The sequence below is a fragment of the Arthrobacter sp. MYb224 genome, from assembly GCF_002975455.1.
Classification (GTDB): domain Bacteria; phylum Actinomycetota; class Actinomycetes; order Actinomycetales; family Micrococcaceae; genus Glutamicibacter.
Genome location: NZ_PCPU01000003.1, coordinates 255,270 through 272,271, shown reverse-complemented (window position 1 = coordinate 272,271; position 17,002 = coordinate 255,270). Strand labels below are relative to the sequence as shown.

Genomic DNA, 17,002 nt, shown 5'->3' with positions numbered 1-17,002 from the left:
GCGCCAGGCCAGAATCGTGACGCAAGCCGATACCGAGAACGCAGCCTCAATGGGTGCGGAAGGGCAGGGGAGCGGTCCCCGGATGCTTATAAAGGTGATTCGAAGGTGAGCCGCATGGGCCGTAAGGGTGGCCAAACCAGAAGCTGGAACGCCTGCTGTGAGTAACAACACAGAAAAATGCAATGGAGCCCATGGGGAAGCGAGCGTGTTCTGCGTGGTCGTGCTTCGAAGCCCCGGAGCAGATGATTATTTGCCAGTTCACGTGGGAAAACGCTGAGGCGTTGGGCGAACTGGGTTTGGCCGCGGTCGCCGCCGGGAGAGGGGTGCGCTTGCGAATTCCGGGAAATTTCCGGCGACCTAAAAAGGCGGCAAGAAACTATAGCACGAATCTCTCCGGCGGATATCGACAAGCTTAAAATACTCCGGTAGAGTAGAAATTTGCGCCATACCTGTTTGCGCGCGGCCTTCATATAGCGGTGGGTTCGCGTCGTCACAAGAGGGCTTGTCCTATGACAGGCACCTTAGCACGGTTGGCGTTCGGAAACCTGACGGTCTTTGGAAGGATCCATCTTGGTCGCCTCGAGCAACCCTAACAACCAAACCGCTAGTTCGGCTCGCGATGCTGCATACGCTGGCCGACTTTCTTTTGCAAAGATTCACGAACCCCTTGAAGTGCCTAACCTGCTGGCATTGCAGACTGAGAGCTTTGACCGCCTCATCGGCAATGAACTCTGGAAGGCTCGCCTAGCCAAGGCCGAAGCCGCTGGTGACACCAGCGTGCCAGACACCTCGGGCTTGGCTGAAATCTTCGAGGAGATTTCCCCGATCGAAGACTTCCAGGACACTATGTCCTTGAGCTTCTCCGATCCGGAATTCGCTGACCCAAAGTACTCCATCGCTGAGTGCAAGGATCGCGACGCCACTTACGCGGCACCGCTGTATGTCAAGGCCGAGTTCATGAACAATGAAACCGGCGAGATCAAGCAGCAGACCGTCTTCATGGGCGATTTCCCACTGATGTCCGACAAGGGCACCTTCGTCATCAACGGCACCGAGCGTGTTGTTGTGTCGCAGCTGGTCCGTTCCCCTGGTGCGTACTTTGAGTCCGCTCCGGACAAGACCAGTGACAAGACCATCTACTCCTCGCGAATCATTCCTTCGCGCGGCGCCTGGTTCGAGCTGGAAATCGACAAGCGCGACCAGATCGGTGTGCGCCTGGACCGTAAGCGCAAGCAGTCGGTCACCGTGTTGCTCAAGGCCCTTGGCTGGAGCGAAGAGAAGATCCTGTCCGAGTTCGGTCAGTACGACTCGATGCGTGCCACCTTGGAAAAGGACAACATCAAGGACCAGAACGAAGCATTGCTGGATATCTACCGCAAGCTGCGTCCGGGCGAGCCGCCAACGGTTGATGCCGCACAGGGTCTGCTGCGCAACATGTACTTCGAGCCAAAGCGCTACGACCTGGCCAAGGTTGGTCGTTACAAGATCAACCGCAAGCTGGGTGTCGAGACTCCGGTTGACGCCGAGAGCCCTGCGGTGCTGTCGGTAGACGACATTGTCGCCATGATCCGCTACCTCGTTGCATTGCACGCAGGCGAGAAGACCATCTCCGGCACCCGCAAGGGCGAGATCGTCGACGTATCGGTTAACGTGGACGACATCGACCACTTCGGCAACCGTCGTATCCGCGCCGTGGGCGAGCTGATCGAGAACCAGATCCGCACCGGTCTTTCGCGTATGGAGCGTGTTGTGCGCGAGCGCATGACCACCCAGGACGTCGAGGCGATCACCCCGCAGACGCTGATCAACATCCGCCCCGTGGTAGCTGCCATCAAGGAGTTCTTCGGTACTTCGCAGCTCTCGCAGTTCATGGACCAGAACAACCCGCTGGCCGGCCTGACCCACAAGCGCCGCCTGTCGGCTCTGGGCCCAGGCGGTCTGTCCCGTGACCGCGCAGGCATGGAAGTTCGAGACGTTCACCCGTCCCACTACGGACGTATGTGCCCAATTGAAACTCCCGAAGGCCCGAACATTGGCCTGATCGGTTCGTTGGCTACCTACGGCCGGATCAACTCCTTCGGCTTCATCGAAACCCCTTACCGCAAGGTGAAGGACGGCGTTGTTTCCAACGAGGTCGAGTACCTGACCGCAGATGACGAGCTGCAGCACTTCATCGCACAGGCCAACGCTCCACTGGGCGAAGACGGCCGCTTCGAAGAAGACGCCGTCTTGGTCCGTGAAAAGGGCGGTGGCGGCGAGCCCGTCATCGTTGAGCCGAGCGAAGTGACCTTCATGGACGTTTCGCCACGCCAGATGGTGTCGGTTGCCACCGCACTGATTCCATTCCTCGAGCACGATGACGCGAACCGCGCACTGATGGGCGCCAACATGCAGCGCCAGGCTGTGCCGCTGTTGGCCTCCGAGTCGCCACTGGTTGGTACCGGCATGGAGAAGTACGCCGCTATCGACGCCGGCGATTCCGTGGTCGCCCTGAAGCCAGGTGTTGTCACCGAGGTTTCCGCGGACCTGGTTGTTGTCATGAACGATGACGGCACCGAGTCGATGTACCCGATCATGAAGTTCGCACGCTCGAACCAGGGCAACGCGTACAACCAGCGCGTGCTGGTCACCGAGGGCGATCGCCTGGAATTCCAGTCGATCATCGCCGACGGTCCTTCGACCGACAAGGGCGAGCTTTCCCTGGGTAAGAACCTGCTCGTGGCATTCATGTCATGGGAAGGGCACAACTTCGAGGATGCGATCATCCTTTCGCAGCGCATGATCTTCGAGGACGTGCTCACCTCGATTCACATCGAAGAGCACGAAGTCGATGCCCGCGACACCAAGCTTGGTGCCGAGGAAATCACCCGCGATATCCCGAACGTGTCCGAGGACATCCTCTCCCAGCTTGATGACCGCGGCATCGTGTACATCGGCGCCGAGGTTGAAGCAGGCGACGTCCTGGTAGGCCGTGTCACTCCTAAGGGCGAGACCGAGCTGACCCCGGAAGAGCGCCTGCTGCGCGCGATCTTCGGTGAGAAGTCCCGCGAAGTGCGCGATACCTCGCTGAAGGTGCCGCACGGCGAGTCCGGTACCGTCATCGGCGTGCGCATCTTCGATCGCGACAACGATGATGACCTGTCCCCAGGCGTGAACCAGCTGGTTCGCGTGTACGTGGCACAGAAGCGCAAGATCACCAACGGTGACAAGCTTGCCGGCCGTCACGGCAACAAGGGCGTTATCTCCAAGATTCTGCCACTTGAGGATATGCCTTTCCTCGAGGACGGAACCGCGGTTGACGTCGTGTTGAACCCACTGGGTGTGCCAGGTCGTATGAACGTCGGCCAGGTTATGGAAATCCACCTGGGTTGGGCTGCCAAGCAGGGCTGGAATATCGAGAACGAGCCGGCTTGGGTGCGAAACCTGCCTAACCTGCCTCGCCAGTCCGGTCCGACCACCGTGTCCACCCCGGTCTTCGACGGTGCCTCGGAAGAGGAAATCCGCGGAATCCTGGATTCGACGAACGTCACTCGTGACGGCGACCGTCTGATCGGCAACACCGGTAAGACCCGTCTGTTCGACGGTCGTTCCGGCGAGCCATTCCCGGATCCGGTATCCGTTGGCTACATGTACATCTTGAAGCTTCACCACCTGGTGGACGACAAGATCCACGCACGTTCCACCGGTCCATACTCCATGATTACCCAGCAGCCACTTGGTGGTAAGGCCCAGTTCGGTGGCCAGCGCTTCGGTGAGATGGAAGTTTGGGCCCTGGAAGCTTACGGCGCCGCTTACACCCTGCAGGAACTTCTGACCATCAAGTCGGATGATATCCACGGTCGTGTGAAGGTCTACGAAGCCATCGTCAAGGGCGAGAACGTTCCGGAGCCAGGTGTTCCAGAGTCGTTCAAGGTGCTCATCAAGGAAATGCAGTCGTTGTGCTTGAACGTTGAGGTACTTGGTACCGACGGCAACACTATCGAAATGCGTGAATCGGACGAGGAATCGTTCCGTGCAGCGGAAGAGCTGGGCATCGACCTTTCCCGGTCGGAGCCAAACTCCGTAGAGGAGGTCTAGGTTCCACCGCTGCCTTGAGCGGCCCGCGGGCCCAGCGAGCGTAGCGGCTCACCAAGACTTACTTATTCGTATCGACTTCAGACACCAAAGAAGAGAGAAAAGGACCCTATGTCCAGCGATTCCTCATTCGGCCTCATGCGCATTGGCCTTGCTACCGCAGAAGAAATTCGCGGTTGGAGCTACGGCGAAGTCAAGAAGCCGGAAACCATTAACTACCGCACCCTGAAGCCAGAGAAGGACGGACTTTTCTGCGAAAAGATCTTCGGCCCTTCCCGGGACTGGGAATGCTACTGCGGTAAGTACAAGCGCGTACGTTTCAAGGGCATCATCTGTGAGCGTTGTGGCGTCGAGGTGACCCGCGCTAACGTTCGTCGTGAGCGCATGGGACACATCGAGCTTGCCGCTCCAGTGACCCACATCTGGTACTTCAAGGGCGTTCCATCGCGTTTGGGCTACCTGCTGGATCTGGCTCCGAAGGACCTCGAAAAGGTCATTTACTTCGCTGCCTACATGATCACCAGCGTCAACGAAGAGCGTCGCCACGCCGAATTGCCTAACCTGCAGGCCCAGCATGATCTGGAACTGCGCAACCTGGCAAACAACGCGGAAGCCGACAAGAAGGCCATTGCCGCCGAGCTCGAAACCGAGCTTGAGCGCATGGAGGCCGACGGTGCCAAGGGCGCCGAGCTGAACAAGGCTCGCACCCTGGCAGAGAAGACCGTGCTGCAGATCGACAAGCGCGCGAAGCTCGAAGCAGAGCGCCTGCGTGCGGTCTGGGAACGCTTCAAGGGCCTGAAGGTCGCTGACCTTGAGGGCGATGAAGGCCTGTACCGCACCATGCGTGAGAAGTACGGACTGTTCTTCGAAGGCTCTATGGGTGCAGAATCGATCCAGAAGCGCCTGCAGAACTTCGACCTTGCCGGCGAAGCCGAACTGCTCAAGAAGATCATCGACGAGGGCAAGGGCCAGAAGAAGGCCCGTGCACTGAAGCGCCTGAAGGTGGTCAACGCCTTCCTGGTCAACCAGAACTCGCCAGAGGGCATGGTGCTGGATTCCGTTCCGGTGATCCCACCAGAGCTGCGTCCGATGGTTCAGCTCGACGGTGGCCGTTTCGCCACCTCGGACCTGAACGACCTGTACCGCCGCGTGATCAACCGCAACAACCGCCTGAAGCGCCTGCTGGATCTCGGTGCCCCCGAGATCATCGTGAACAACGAAAAGCGCATGCTCCAGGAAGCTGTTGACTCGCTGTTCGACAACGGTCGTCGTGGCCGTCCGGTCACCGGACCGGGTAACCGCCCGCTGAAGTCCCTGAGCGACATGCTCAAGGGCAAGCAGGGTCGTTTCCGTCAGAACCTGCTCGGCAAGCGTGTTGACTACTCGGGCCGTTCGGTCATCGTGGTTGGTCCGCAGCTGAAGCTGCACCAGTGTGGTCTGCCTAAGCAGATGGCCCTGGAGCTCTTCAAGCCGTTCGTGATGAAGCGCCTGGTTGACCTCAACCACGCACAGAACATCAAGAGCGCCAAGCGCATGGTTGAGCGTTACCGCCCACAGGTTTGGGATGTTCTCGAAGAGATCATCACCGAGCACCCGGTACTGCTGAACCGTGCACCTACCCTGCACCGTTTGGGCATCCAGGCGTTCGAACCTCAGCTGGTCGAGGGCAAGGCATTGCAGCTGCACCCGCTGGTTTGTGCTGCCTTCAACGCCGACTTCGACGGTGACCAGATGGCAGTTCACCTGCCGCTGAGCCCAGAAGCCCAGGCCGAAGCGCGCATCCTGATGTTGTCCTCGCACAACATCTTGAAGCCTTCGGACGGCCGCCCGGTGGCACTTCCTTCGCAGGATATGATCATCGGTCTGCACCACCTGACCACCAAGCGCGCTACCGAAGCCGGTGCCGGACGCACCTTCACCTCGGTTGCCGAAGCCATTATGGCAATGGACCTGCGTGAGCTGCACCTGAACGCACCGGTCAAGATTCGCGTACCGAACTTCGTTCCTTCCGAGGAGCAGCCAGCTCCGGAAGGCTGGGAGCCAGGCACCGATGCGCTCTTGGAGACGTCGCTGGGCCAGGTGTTGTTCAACGACACCCTGCCAGCGGACTACCCATGGGTTGCACACGTGACCGGCAAGGATGCGCTTTCGGAGATCGTCAACGATCTGGCCGAGCGCTACCCGAAGATCACCGCCGCCGAAACCCTGGACAACCTGAAGGATGCCGGTTTCTACTGGGCAACCCGCTCGGGCGTCACCGTGGCAATCTCGGATATTACCTCGAATATGGACAAGGCAGCCATCCTTGCTCCTTACGAGGTTCGTGCCGCGAAGGTTCAGGCTTCGTTCGATAAGGGCTTGATTGCCGATACCGAACGCCGCCAGGACCTGATCGACATCTGGACCAAGGCTACCGATGAGGTTGCCGAGGCGATGAAGAACGGCATGGAAGAGCTGAACACCATTAACCGCATGGTGACTTCCAAGGCTCGTGGTAACTACCTGCAACTGCGGCAGATCGCCGGTATTCGTGGTCTGGTGTCCAACCCTAAGGGTGAAATTATTCCTCGCCCGATCAAGTCCTCGTACCGCGAAGGCCTGTCGGTTCTGGAGTACTTCATCGCGACCCACGGTGCCCGTAAGGGTCTGGCCGATACCGCGTTGAAGACCGCTAACTCGGGTTACCTGACCCGTCGTCTGGTGGACGTTTCACAGGACGTTATCGTGCGCGAAGAAGACTGTGGCACCCGCCGCGGCCTGACCGTGCCGATCGCCAACAACTCCGTTGGTGTGCGCATGATGCACGAAACCGTCGAGAACTCGGCTTACACCCGCACCCTGGCCACCGAGGCCAAGGACGCGGACGGCAACGTGCTGGCAGCAGCCGGCGCCGATGTGGGCGACGTGCTCATCGACCAGCTGTACGCAGCCGGCGTCGATGAGATCCGTGTCCGCTCCGTGCTGACCTGTGATTCGGCCGTGGGAACCTGTGCTCTGTGCTACGGTCGCTCGCTGGCCAGCGGCAAGACCGTGGACATCGGCGAGGCCGTCGGCATTATCGCCGCACAGTCCATCGGTGAGCCCGGTACCCAGCTGACCATGCGTACCTTCCACACCGGTGGTGTCGCATCGGCTGACGATATTACCCAGGGTCTGCCTCGTATCCAGGAACTGTTCGAAGCCCGTACCCCTAAGGGTGTGGCTCCGATGTCCGAGGTCACCGGTCGCGTGTCGATCGAGGACGACGAGAAGCAGCTGCGCGTTGTCGTCACTCCAGACAACGGCGACGAGAAGCAGGCCTACCCGGTTCTGCGTCGTGCTCGCCTGTTGGTTGAAGAGGGCGAAAGCATCGTCGCCGGTACTCAGCTCACCAGCGGTACCTTGGATCCGAAGCAGGTTCTTCGAGTCCTCGGCCCACGTGAAGCTCAGAAGTTCTTGGTCCGTGAGGTCCAGGACGTGTACCAGTCCCAGGGTGTAGGCATCCACGATAAGCACGTGGAAGTCATCGTCCGCCAGATGCTGCGTCGCGTCACCGTCATCGAATCCGGCGAAACCGACTTGCTTCCGGGCGAGCTGGCCGACCGTTCGCGCTTCACCGCTGCGAACAAGAAGGCAGTCACCGAGGGCAAGCGCCCGGCCGCCGGTCGTGACGAGATGATGGGTATTACCAAGGCATCGCTTGCCACCGATTCATGGCTGTCGGCTGCTTCCTTCCAGGAAACCACCCGCGTCCTGACTCAGGCTGCGATGGAAGGCAAGTCGGATCCATTGCTGGGTCTGAAGGAGAACGTGATCATCGGTAAGTTGATCCCGGCCGGTACCGGCTTGGATCGCTACACCCAGATCAATGTCGAGCCAACCGACGAAGCAAAGGCAACTTTGTTCACCGGTTCTTCGGCCTTCTCTTCGGGCCTGTACGACGATGCGCTGGAGGGCAACCTTTCGCCAGAGTTCCAGGCCATCTCGATGGACGACTACGACCACGGTTCGGACTTCCGCTAAACACGGATTCTGACTAGTTAGTCAAAACGCCCGCCGGTACCTCGTGTGCCGGCGGGCGTTCCATTTAAGCGCAGACCAATTAGTGGATAGATCAGTGGGGGAATAGTCCACTAAAGATGATTTGCCGCAAACGACGCTGCTAGATTCACCCCGTGGTCACCTGCGGTATTGCCGCCGTTCAGCTTGGCTCGATAGGATCAGTGCATTGGTGAGATAGCTTACGGAAACTAGAGCGATGGCGGTTTAATGCTAGACTGAGATCAATTGTTTTAGGTGTGGCAAAATGGACTCGGTCCGGGTTGCGGGCAGGTTGCGCAACAAATGCCACACTTTCGCACGCCTAGGGACTTTCCGTTCCTGTTGGCCGCAAAGCAAGCAGCTAGCTCCACAACTTCGCAGATTCTGTTCGGTTGTGGTGCCGACAAACTTAGACAATGGAAGGACACGAAAGTGCCTACTATTCAGCAGCTGGTCCGTAAGGGCCGCTCGCCTAAGGTCGTCAAGACCAAGGCTCCTGCCCTCAAGGGCAACCCAATGCGTCGTGGCGTATGCACCCGTGTGTACACCACCACCCCGAAGAAGCCAAACTCGGCTCTGCGTAAGGTCGCACGTGTGCGCCTTGCCGGTGGCATCGAAGTTACCGCTTACATTCCAGGTGTCGGACACAACCTGCAGGAACACTCCATCGTGCTCGTTCGCGGTGGTCGTGTAAAGGACCTCCCAGGTGTTCGTTACAAGATTGTACGTGGTGCTCTTGATACTCAGGGTGTTAAGGGTCGTAAGCAGGCTCGTTCCAGCTACGGCGCGAAGAAGGATGGTAAGTAATGCCTCGTAAGGGTCCGGCGCCAAAGCGCCCACTAGTTTCTGATCCGGTCTTCGAATCCCCATTGGTCACTCAGCTGATCAACAAGGTTCTCGTTGACGGCAAGAAGTCCACTGCAGAGCGCATTGTTTACGGTGCACTCGAAGGTGCAGCCGCAAAGTCCGGCACCGACGCTGTGACGACTCTCAAGAAGGCCATGGATAACATCCGCCCGGCCCTCGAGGTTCGTTCACGCCGTGTTGGTGGCGCAACTTACCAGGTTCCCGTCGAGGTCAAGCCAGGCCGCGCAACCGCACTTGCACTGCGCTGGTTGGTTGGCTACTCGAAGGCTCGCCGCGAGAAGACCATGATCGAGCGTTTGATGAACGAGATCTTGGATGCATCGAACGGTCTGGGTGCCGCTGTGAAGCGTCGCGAAGACACTCACAAGATGGCCGAGTCCAACAAGGCCTTCGCCCATTACCGCTGGTAAGAACCGCTTGGAATTGCTGGGTGTCAAAAGGCACCCAGCCAATCCTAGCCTCACCTTTTAGGGAGACAACGTGGCACAGGACGTGCTTACTGACCTGAATAAGGTCCGAAATATCGGCATCATGGCACACATCGATGCTGGTAAGACCACTACTACTGAGCGCATCCTGTTCTACACGGGTGTGAATCACAAGCTCGGTGAGACCCACGACGGTGCGTCGACCACCGACTGGATGGAGCAGGAAAAGGAACGCGGTATCACCATTACCTCCGCGGCCGTGACTTGCTTCTGGAACAACAACCAGATCAACATCATCGACACCCCTGGCCACGTTGACTTCACCGTTGAGGTGGAGCGCTCGCTGCGCGTGCTCGATGGCGCCGTTGCCGTGTTCGATGGCAAGGAAGGCGTTGAGCCTCAGTCTGAGACCGTTTGGCGCCAGGCTGACAAGTACAACGTTCCGCGTATCTGCTTCGTCAACAAGATGGACAAGCTGGGTGCTGACTTCTACTTCACCGTAGATACCATCGTCAAGCGCTTGGGTGCCAAGCCATTGGTGATGCAGCTGCCTATCGGTTCCGAGCACGAATTCACCGGTGTGGTCGACTTGATGACCATGAAGGCATTCGTCTGGGAAGGTGACTCCAAGGGTGACGTCACCATGGGTGCCGCCTACGAGACTCGCGAAATTCCTGCAGATATGCAGGAAAAGGCCAACGAGTACCGCGCCAAGCTGGTTGAGGATGTCGCCGAGGGCTCTGACGAGCTCATGGAGAAGTTCCTCGAAGGCGAAGAGATCAGCAATGACGAGCTCAAGGCCGGCATTCGCAAGATGGTCATCAACTCGGAGATCTACCCGGTCTTCTGTGGTTCGGCCTTCAAGAACCGCGGCGTGCAGCCAATGCTCGACGCAGTGATCGACTTCCTGCCAAACCCACTTGACGTGGGCGCCATGGTGGGTCACGATCCAAAGGACGAAGAGGTCGAGCTGACTCGCGAGCCTTCCGAGGATGCACCATTCTCGGCACTGGCTTTCAAGATCGCCGCGCACCCATTCTTCGGCCAACTGAACTTCATCCGCGTCTACTCGGGCAAGGCATCATCTGGTACCCAGTTGCTGAACTCGACGAAGCAGAAGAAGGAACGCGTTGGCAAGCTCTTCCAGATGCACTCCAACAAGGAGAATCCGGTTGAAGAGATCCACGCAGGTCACATCTACGCCGTGATCGGCCTGAAGGATACCACCACCGGTGATACCCTTTGCGATCCAGCGAACCCGATCGTGCTTGAATCGATGTCGTTCCCAGCACCAGTGATCTTCGTGGCCATCGAGCCTAAGACCAAGGGTGACCAGGAAAAGCTGTCGACCGCTATCCAGAAGCTGTCTGCGGAAGATCCAACCTTCACCGTTTCGTTGAACGACGACACCGGCCAGACCGAAATCGGCGGCATGGGCGAGCTTCACCTGGATATCCTGGTGGACCGCATGAAGCGCGAATTCCGCGTGGAAGCCAACGTGGGTAAGCCACAGGTCGCATACCGCGAAACCATCAAGAAGGCTGTGGAGAAGGTTGACTTCACCCACAAGAAGCAGACCGGTGGTTCGGGCCAGTTCGCAAAGGTCCAGGTATCGTTCGAACCTCTAGAGGTTGTCGACGGAGTTACCTACGAGTTCAAGAACGCCGTCACCGGTGGTCGTATCCCTCGTGAGTACATCCCATCCATCGACGCCGGTATCCAGGACGCCATGCAGTACGGCATCCTTGCTGGTTACCAGATGGTCGGCGTGAAGGCTACCGTCATCGACGGTGCTTACCACGACGTTGACTCCTCGGAAATGGCGTTCAAGATCGCTGGCTCACAGGTATTCAAGGAAGGCGCACGCCGCGCTAACCCAATCTTGCTTGAACCACTGATGAGCGTCGAAGTTCGTACCCCGGAAGAGTACATGGGCGACGTTATCGGCGACCTGAACTCCCGCCGTGGCTCGATCACCGAGATGTCCGATGCAGCTGGCGTGAAGGTTATCAATGCCCACGTGCCACTGTCGGAGATGTTCGGTTACATTGGTGATCTGCGGTCCAAGACCCAGGGTCGTGCAGTGTACTCGATGACCTTCCACAGCTACTCTGAGGTCCCGAAGGCAGTTGCCGAAGAGATTATCCAGAAGGCCCGCGGCGAGTAATCGTCCAGGAAGCAAACTTGGCCGTGACCCCGCCAGTGTGGGGGAGTGGCCGATCGCGAAGCCGGCTTTATTGCCAATGAAGCCGGCCTCGCAAACGGCCAACGAGGGATTTGCATCACATGCAGGACCCGCGCAGGACCGAAATTTTCGTAAATATCCAAGCCCCCAGTAGACTGATTCCAGTTCGTTTGCGAATCGCGCAAACGAAAGTAAGTCTTCTGTAAAACGTTTCTAGGAGGAACCTGTGGCAAAGGCAAAGTTCGAGCGGACCAAGCCGCACGTCAACATCGGCACCATTGGTCACGTTGACCACGGTAAGACCACGTTGACCGCCGCCATCTCCAAGGTACTTGCTGAAAAGTACCCTGATCTCAACGAGCAGCGCGACTTCGCGTCGGTTGACTCGGCGCCAGAAGAGCGCCAGCGCGGTATTACCATCAATATCTCGCACGTTGAGTACCAGACCGAGACCCGTCACTACGCACACGTTGACGCTCCAGGCCACGCTGACTATGTCAAGAACATGATCACCGGTGCGGCTCAGATGGACGGCGCAATCCTCGTGGTTGCTGCTACCGACGGCCCGATGGCTCAGACCCGCGAGCACGTTCTGCTGGCCCGCCAGGTTGGCGTGCCAACCCTGATGGTTGCACTGAACAAGTCCGACATGGTTGAGGACGAGGAGCTCCTTGAGCTCGTCGAAATGGAAGTTCGCGAACTTCTCTCCTCGCAGGGCTTCGATGGCGACGATGCACCAGTTATCCGCGTTTCGGGCCTGAAGGCTCTGGAAGGCGATGCTGAGTGGACCAAGTCCATCGAGGAACTGATGGATGCTGTCGATACCTACATCCCGAACCCAGTTCGTGATCGCGATCGTCCATTCCTGATGCCAATCGAAGACGTCTTCACCATCACCGGTCGCGGTACCGTTGTGACCGGTCGCGCCGAGCGTGGCACCCTGAAGATCAACTCGGAGGTCGAAGTTGTCGGCATCCGTCCGATCCAGAAGACCACCGTTACCGGTATCGAGATGTTCCACAAGCAGCTCGACGAAGCATGGGCCGGCGAGAACTGTGGCCTGCTGCTTCGCGGTCTGAAGCGCGACGATGTCGAGCGTGGCCAGGTTATCGTAGCCCCAGGCTCGATCACCCCACACACCGGCTTCGATGCCAACGTCTACATCCTGTCGAAGGACGAAGGCGGACGTCACAACCCGTTCTACTCGAACTACCGTCCGCAGTTCTACTTCCGCACCACCGACGTGACCGGCGTCATCACCCTCCCAGAGGGCACCGAGATGGTCATGCCAGGCGACAACACCGAAATGTCGGTTGAGCTGATTCAGCCAATCGCCATGGAAGATGGCCTCGGCTTCGCTATCCGTGAAGGCGGCCGCACCGTTGGTTCGGGCAAGGTCACCAAGATCACCAAGTAGTTCGCTGCTTAACTGATCTAGGCCTACTGGTCTGACAAAAAAGATCTCCACCACTTCTTCGGAAGGGGTGGAGATCTTTTTGCTTAACATCCGTGCGTTAAGTGCCAAGTATGTCAATACAGTGGTCTAATTGGATTGCGTGGATATCCCTCTGCGAGTTCATCGATCTAAGGTCGCGGCATGTTCTGGTTCATTTTGGTTCTCCTGCTCGTGGCAGCCAGCTTCTTCATAGGCTTTCGCGTTGGCCGCAGGAACCACGCGGTGAACTCCGAGGTTAAGCATCAAGCCTGGCAGGAAGGCTACAACGCCGCCACTAATTACGCGGCGCGTACCGCCCAGCAGCCGTCGGCGATGCCTTCGCGCACCCAGCAACCTTCCACGCACGTTCTGCCGCCACCGAGCCAAGAGGCGAGCACTTGGCCCCTGGGTGCCCCGGTGGCGAACCCCTCTGCACAGGTCAATGCGCGGCCGCCGGTCCAAGCACCCGCAGCGCCTGTCCGCCCGGTGAAGCAGCTGACCCCGCGTGAACGAGAACTGCGCAATATCAACGTCACCCTCTACGTGGCCGCCCTGCTGATCGTGGCCGCCGGAGCCCTGTTCCTGAGTTTCGCATTACCGCCGCTGCCTAAGCTCATCGCCTTGTTCGCATTGGCCGCGGCCTTTTACGGGGGAGGTCTCTATGTGCACGGCGCAAAGCAGAATCTCAAGCCTGCCGCCAGCGCCTTCGCCGGAACCGGATTGGCCTTATTGCCATTATCGGGAATCGCGACCTACCTGACGCTGTCGGTGTCAGCGGCAGTGGCGTGGCTGGTCTTCTCGGTGCTGGGCACCCTTGCCGTGGGTTTTGCCACCCTCCGTTTACGCTCCCGGGTACTAGCTTGGATTGCGGTCTTCGTATTGGTGTCCACCACCATGGCCTGCGCGGCCACGGTGCAACGCGGCATCTTGTTCTACCTGCTCTTCATACTGTTGCTCTCCCTGGTGTTGCTTGTCCTGGCCGTGCGCAGCGCAAAGGTTCGCTCCTCGCCCTTCTACTCGGCCGTGTCCGCCACCGCGCAGTTGCTGCCGCTGTTGGTGCTCGGCCTGGCATTAGTCATATGGACCACCTTGCATGCCCGCGACTTGGTGTGGGTGTTCTTCTTGGTGACAGCCCACCTGCTGGTCTCCATCAGATTGCTGGTGAGGTTCCGGCTGTATCGGCTCTACGCGGCACGCGTGAGCTTCATGCTGCTGATTTTCGCCACCTCAAATTATCTGGCCTGGGAACCAGGGACTACGTGGGTGCTCATCGCGCTTCTTTGGGCGGCGCAGGCCTTAGCGATCACGCATTATGCGCAAGGCTATCGCCGGCTTTTCACGGTGCCAGCCAACTGGTGGCGGGCCGAACGGATGCTGCTCTGGGCGCTGGTCTGCGCCTCAACGTTCGCGGTTATGCTCAATGCCACCGGAGAACTCATTCCTTGGTGGTATGCGGTGCTGTTGATTCCCGTGCTCCAGCTCTTCGCGGTTCCAGCCTTGGGCAAGCGAGGAAAGATTGAAGCAGTCGCCATCGTTGCGCTTGTCCTGCTGGCGATCACCGCCAGCGATTCGTTGGGCTGGCGGGTGTTGCCGGGGGTAGCCGTGGCTCTTGTGGGACTCACGCTCGCGATGCGCAGCGAAACGGATCGCCGCTGGCATCTGGCGCTAGACCAGACCCGGTGGATCGGGTTCCTTGTCTTCGGCGGATTTGCCGGTCGCACGGTGCAGCAGATGCTGAGCGGTTTTGATCACCAAACGGCTAGGTCAAGCTGGTACGCGATGAACGTGTCGGAGAATGTTTCGCTGCAGCTAGCGTGGGTGGTGGGCCTGTGGGTACCTTTGTTTGCGCTGTGGCTCTTCTCGACGCTCCAAGGCGCTCGGCTAGCCGACCGGACGCGTGGGCAACTCATTCGTTTCGGTGCTTCCGCGCTGCTGGTGTTGATCACCCTGGGGTACCTCGGAGCTATGGTGAACCAAGTTGCTGGCGTGGATGCAGGGACGGCAAGCTTCCTTGGACTACCTGCCGGCAACTGGTTCTTCGCAGGAATCTTACTAACGTTGGCCAGCGTGATTCTGGCCGGCTGGCGCAACGATGGCTTCGGCCAGGAACGCGCAGTGCAAATATTGCGCACCATGGTGCTGGCGGCTAGTGGTGGACTCTTCCTGCTCAGCTTCCAGGGGCCACAAAACACCCTGCCTTTTGTGGGACTTGTGAATCTAGTCTTCTATCTGCGTGGTGCGCATCTGGTTCAGTCAGCACGCTGGAAGATGAGCTACGCAGGCGCCGCACAAATCACCTTCACCCTGAGCATCTGGTGGTTTGTGGACATGATGAATTTTGATTCCCATGGTCGCTTCGCACTGCTGCTGGTATCGGTTATGGTCCCGCAACTGCTTCGCTTGTGCCTCGTCATGCGAACCGGACGACGGTTGAGCCGCGAGATGCGGTGGATTACCGTTGGACTGGTTTGCCTGCTGCCGCTAGTCCTACTCATCGGTGATGCGATGTTTGGGTTGCCTGACCGTGGCACCATGCTGTTGGGATTGTCCTTGTGGATCATTCATTCGGTGGCAGGCTTCTTGGGCATCAGGGGGCAGTCGAAGCATGCGGAGTTCCTGCTCTTCGCAGCGATCATGGGACTGTGCGGCCTGTGCTACGTCCAAGGCGTGCAAAGCTACTCAGCCACCGGCTGGATTCACGGACCGTGGTGGTCTGTGCAGATGATTCAGATTCTGCTCATGGCACTGGCTCTGATCAGCCTGGCGATGCAGTGGCGATTGCGCGATTCGGCCACACTGCGCTTCTCGCCGATCTTTGGCACGGTCTTCGCGTTGTTCTGCATTGGGTTCGTAGCTCCCGCCCCCGGGTGGTTCGCGCTGATCTTCCTGGTTGCCGCGCTACAGCTCGGGCTTTTGGTTCACACCCGGAAAATCCCGTGGTTGGCCGCCGGCGCCAGTCTTGCATTGCTGGGAGCCATTGGCCAAGGCATCGAGTTCTGGCGGGGGACTAGGCCATCAGGCCTGCAACCCTGGATGGACCCAACCTGGCAGCTGCTATTCACTGCAATGGTGCTGTTGATCATTTCGCTCTTGCACGGCCGGTTCGCCGAGCCGGTTCCACATTTTCCCCGAGAACTGGTGACCACCCGCGAGGCCAGCGGAGCCGCTGCGCGTATCTATTTCGCGGCGATGATTCTTGGCACCCTGATCGCCGGGGCGTTGGTGCATTTCAACGACCTGCGGGCGGTGTGGATTATTGCCGGTGCGGTGCTGATCTTTGGTGCCGCCGCTCTAGTCCGGATGTACGAATTGCCGACGCGCTGGCTTCGGTGGGGGAGCGATGTGCTGATAGTGCTCGGCGCATTGTTGGGCTTCAGCAGCTACACCCGGATCCTTCACCTGCCAGATATCAGCATCTTCTTCCTGTACTTCACGCTCGTTGCCGGCATCCTGGCCGTTCGCCACTTCATGGGCAGACGCTCCCCGGTGGCCCATGGGTATCTGGTCGCGTCCGCCGTTCTTGCCTCGCTGACCCAGTTGAGCACCCTGGCAGATGGCAATGGGGCGGCGCAGGTCTTTAGCCTCTTCTTCTTTGCCGCATTGATCGTTCTCGGCCTGAAGCTGGGGCAGAAGCGCTACATCTGGTGGGGCGCGATCGCCATTACCGCGGCGGTGCTGTGGTTCTTGCGGTACTTGGCATTCCTTTGGCTGGTGCTTGCCGGCGTCGCGCTGATTGTCGCGGCGGTGCTCAAGCTGGTGCGCGTTGAACGCAAGCCCAAGAGCGAGGAGGTTGACCCGCGGGACGCGGAGCAAGCACGCCGAGATCGCGGCAATGCCGGTTCGTGAGGTCAAGATCACTGGCCCGAATCCGGGCAAAAGATTTGCGCCACGGCGGTCGACCTGTCAGACTAGATAAGTTGCTTGATTGCAACCCGATCCCCGCGAGGGGTAATCGGTAGTGGTTTGCGCGACCGGGATCGACTCTCACACAGG

General features: G+C 59.0%; 7 protein-coding genes. All 7 read left to right on the top strand.

What is annotated here, in order from left to right; all coding sequences use genetic code 11:
* Positions 1-570: 570 nt before the first annotated feature.
* Complete coding sequence (rpoB, locus tag CQ017_RS07255) at positions 571-4,077, top strand: DNA-directed RNA polymerase subunit beta (RefSeq protein WP_105553352.1); 3,507 nt, start codon at positions 571-573, stop codon at positions 4,075-4,077.
* A 108-nt stretch (positions 4,078-4,185) separates the two neighbouring features.
* A complete protein-coding gene (locus CQ017_RS07250) occupies positions 4,186-8,076 on the top strand; it encodes a DNA-directed RNA polymerase subunit beta' (protein ID WP_105553139.1) in 3,891 nt (1,296 codons plus the stop codon).
* A gap of 450 nt (positions 8,077-8,526) precedes the next feature.
* The gene (rpsL, locus tag CQ017_RS07245) at positions 8,527-8,901 is read left to right on the top strand and encodes a 30S ribosomal protein S12 (RefSeq protein WP_096283780.1); all 375 of its coding nucleotides are present in this window, start codon (positions 8,527-8,529) and stop codon (positions 8,899-8,901) included.
* On the top strand, positions 8,901-9,371 hold the full coding sequence (gene rpsG / locus CQ017_RS07240) for a 30S ribosomal protein S7 (protein ID WP_096283700.1): 471 nt from the start codon (positions 8,901-8,903) through the stop codon (positions 9,369-9,371). The genes rpsL and rpsG overlap by 1 nt, the downstream gene beginning before the upstream one ends.
* Positions 9,372-9,441: 70 nt before the next feature.
* Positions 9,442-11,556 (top strand): elongation factor G, encoded by a 2,115-nt coding sequence (gene fusA, locus CQ017_RS07235; RefSeq protein WP_105553138.1) that lies wholly within the window; start codon positions 9,442-9,444, stop codon positions 11,554-11,556.
* Between the two features lie 244 nt (positions 11,557-11,800).
* Complete coding sequence (gene tuf / locus CQ017_RS07230) at positions 11,801-12,991, top strand: elongation factor Tu (protein ID WP_105553137.1); 1,191 nt, start codon at positions 11,801-11,803, stop codon at positions 12,989-12,991.
* A 261-nt stretch (positions 12,992-13,252) separates the two neighbouring features.
* Positions 13,253-16,855, top strand: coding sequence for a hypothetical protein (locus tag CQ017_RS07225; protein ID WP_146112452.1), 3,603 nt, complete (start codon positions 13,253-13,255; stop codon positions 16,853-16,855).
* The last annotated feature ends 147 nt before the right edge of the window (positions 16,856-17,002 follow it).